At 19.5% G+C, this 3,140-nt stretch carries 3 protein-coding genes; 1 reads left to right on the plus strand and 2 read right to left on the minus strand.

The genetic code is table 11. From position 1 onward, the window contains the following. A partial coding sequence (locus OC683_RS02175) for a hypothetical protein (RefSeq protein WP_304514907.1) occupies window positions 1-966 on the minus strand: 966 nt, incomplete at its 3' end. A 97-nt stretch (window positions 967-1,063) separates the two neighbouring features. Here OC683_RS02175 and OC683_RS02180 point away from each other — a divergent pair. Continuing rightward, window positions 1,064-1,354, plus strand: a complete 291-nt coding sequence (locus OC683_RS02180; protein WP_304514908.1) for a hypothetical protein — start codon at window positions 1,064-1,066, stop codon at window positions 1,352-1,354. A 905-nt stretch (window positions 1,355-2,259) separates the two neighbouring features. Here OC683_RS02180 and tilS read toward each other — a convergent pair. Then, the gene (tilS, locus tag OC683_RS02185) at window positions 2,260-2,820 is read right to left on the minus strand and encodes a tRNA lysidine(34) synthetase TilS (protein WP_304514909.1); all 561 of its coding nucleotides are present in this window, start codon (window positions 2,818-2,820) and stop codon (window positions 2,260-2,262) included. Between the last annotated feature and the right edge of the window lie 320 nt (window positions 2,821-3,140).

Here is a 3,140-nt window from a genome sequence, read left to right on the forward strand (position 1 = left end):
GTTTTTTATATGTTGTTGTAACGTCATTAATTTATTTATTGCATCATTTAATTGAACTCTTATAAAAGAAATATACCATGGATCACTTAGAATTTCAGTCATTTCATTTATATCTACTTCGGAAGTGCTCAAAGTCATAGTATAGTAAATTTGCGGAAAAATTTTTTTATCTAAGATTGAATTGCATAAATTTAATAATAATTTTTTTTGTTCGTATTCTCTTAACAATGATGTCTGAAGATCTTCAATTATTTTACTTTCCGTTTTGTGGAGATGTTGATTAAAAATAGATTCTAAAAAAGCGTCTTCATCTGGAATATATCTTAGCGATTTAGGTTCAGGAAGTGTTGGAAATGCTTTTTGGTATATTAACTCATAATATCTGGTTAATTGGTTTCTTTGTTGAAACTGATTTTTTATTTTTTCTTTTAAAATTAAAATTTTTTCTTTTGGCGAAAGATTAGGATTTATGAACAATAACTTGTTATTCTCGCTTTGTATCCAATCCCTAATATTCATAAAATCATTTTCGAGTAATTGTAATTTCTGATCATCTTTAAGTTGTTCGTTTAATATAGTTGTTCTATATTGTGTTTCTGCTAAAACTGTTTTGATAATCATAATGTAAAATAATATATCTGGCATTTGTTTATTGTTTAAAGTTATTTTTATATTTAAAGAATTATCACTAATCATTTTAGGATTTAATTGATTTTTTAAAAAAACTACATATTTTTTCAACCTTTTTTGATTTATTCTATATTTTGCTAATAATCTGTCCGAAAGAATTTTTATGGTTTCTTTTTCTGAAAATGTAGGGTTTGTGTAAATTAAATTTTGCATAAATATTTTTTCATCTTGAGGAAGTGTATAATAATATAAATTTTTATTAAATTTTATATGCGCATCTTCTTGTGCTAATACGTAAGCTTTGTGTATTTGATTATTTACTTGAAATTGATTCAATAATCTCTCCTTTAAAATTAAAATTATTTCTTTTGAAGACAGATTTGAATCTATTGAAAGTAATTTTTTTTCATCATCAGACAAGTTATTTATATTAATGGAGTATCTTATTACATCCATTATATTAATTTTTAGTTTTTCCGAATTATTTATTTGTTTATTAGAAGAAAATAATTTTAATTTTTTAAAATTATTGTCCAATTTAAAAAATATTATTAAAAAAAGATTTAATGACAAAAATAAAATAAAAATTGCAATTAATAATTTAATGATTTTATTTCGTAGATATTTTGTCAACATAATAAGAAAACCTTTTTCCGTTAATTTATCTAAATTTAATCTTTTTCAATTAAGATACTTTCGAATTATTAAAAAAAATAAAATATAAGAAAATCAATATAAAAATTGATATATAAAAAGATTAATTTTTTTATTAAATTTACCAAAAAAATAGTTTTATATTATTATCATATTTAAAATTAATTAAAAACAATTTTAATAATTTTAAAAAACATTTATTTATTAAATATCACAATTTTAAATAAAAAATTATCATAAAAGAAAAATAATTATAAAATAAAAAAGTATTTTAATAAAATTAAATTTTTTAAATAATAAAAGAAAATTAAAACTGAAGAATAAAAAATATCAAATAAATAGATAATTTGATTTATCTATATTAATTATTTATTAAAAAACCGATTAAAATTAAAATTTAATTAGAATAAAAATATGATTATAAATAAAATAAGTATATCAAGTTTATAAACACTAAATTAATTTTTAATTTAACAACATGTAACTAATTTTATCAAATATTAATATTTTCGTCAATATTCAAAAAAGTAATAAAATTTAAAATAATTTTATTTATTAAATAAAAATTTAAAAATAAAACATACAAAAATTATATCTAAAATATCTTTAATTAATGTTTCTAACCATTTTTATAAACCACTCAAAAAATGTCGTATCAAATAAAAAATAAAAATAAATCTTTTCTTTCTATATTATTACTTGGTCCGATATAATTAGAAAAGATAATAATAAGATATCTTTTTCATTTATTTGAAAAATAAAAAAAGATCAACTCAAAAAGTTGATCTTCATTTAAAAGATTATTAATTGTAATACTTTCGGGTTTAAGCGCGGATTATTGATTAGTTAACTTAATATTTAGGTTTGGTTTTTTTAAGAACCACTTTAAATTGTATTAATTATTATTAAATAAAATATTAAATTTATCGAATTATTCCATATTATCCTTTCGTCGTTTATCTCGTTGATAATGAGTCAAATAACACAATATTTAAAAATCTTTGGCACTTCAACAGCAAGAGTTATAATTTTGCCTTCTCCTAAAGTTTCATTACAATATAAATAAGGAATCCAAATAATTTTTTGCGTTTGATCTACTATTAATAACAATTTTTGTCTTTGTGTAATAGGAATTTTACGATTAATTAAAAATTTTTTTAATTTTTGCTTTCCAAATTTAAATTGCAATACATCTCCTGATCGTTTTGTTCTTATAATTAAAGGAAAAATAATTTCCCCATTACTATAAAAAATCTCCTTTTGAATCATATTTGAAGGATATATTTTGCGATCATGATGAAAATACAAAATATTTTTTAATGTATCAATATTATTTTCAGTTCTAACTACAGGAGTTAATTGCCATTTATAATATTTTTTAGATATTTGCCATTGGTCATTTAATTTCATTTCAAAATAAGGTTTATTTTTATTGTTTAATAATTTAATCATATTATTAATTAAAACAAAATTTTTATTTATTTTTTTTTTCTCTAATAAAACTAAAATAATATTTTTTTGAATAACTATATTCAATTTACAAAAAACTTCTAAACAATAATATATAGGGATAGATTATTTACGTTTCAATAATCAGATTTATATTTCGATTATCTATTACAAACAGCCCCCCTCTAAACCGGACAAGCAAGTTTCCAAGCATCCGGCTTGCCATAATTTATCTTCTTCCGAAAACTAATTTTGTTTTAACACTAATTAGTTGTTTATTCTGATTATTTGATATCGTGATTTTGTTGTTCAATTAATCTCTGATGATAACCTTTTTTTGCATAATAATTATAATCGATCATGATTTTATTTGAGCTATTAATGTATTCGCGATAATATTGTTCAAT

The sequence above is a fragment of the Candidatus Phytoplasma crotalariae genome (assembly GCF_030586865.1).
Lineage (GTDB): Bacteria > Bacillota_I > Bacilli_A > Acholeplasmatales > Acholeplasmataceae > Phytoplasma > Phytoplasma citri.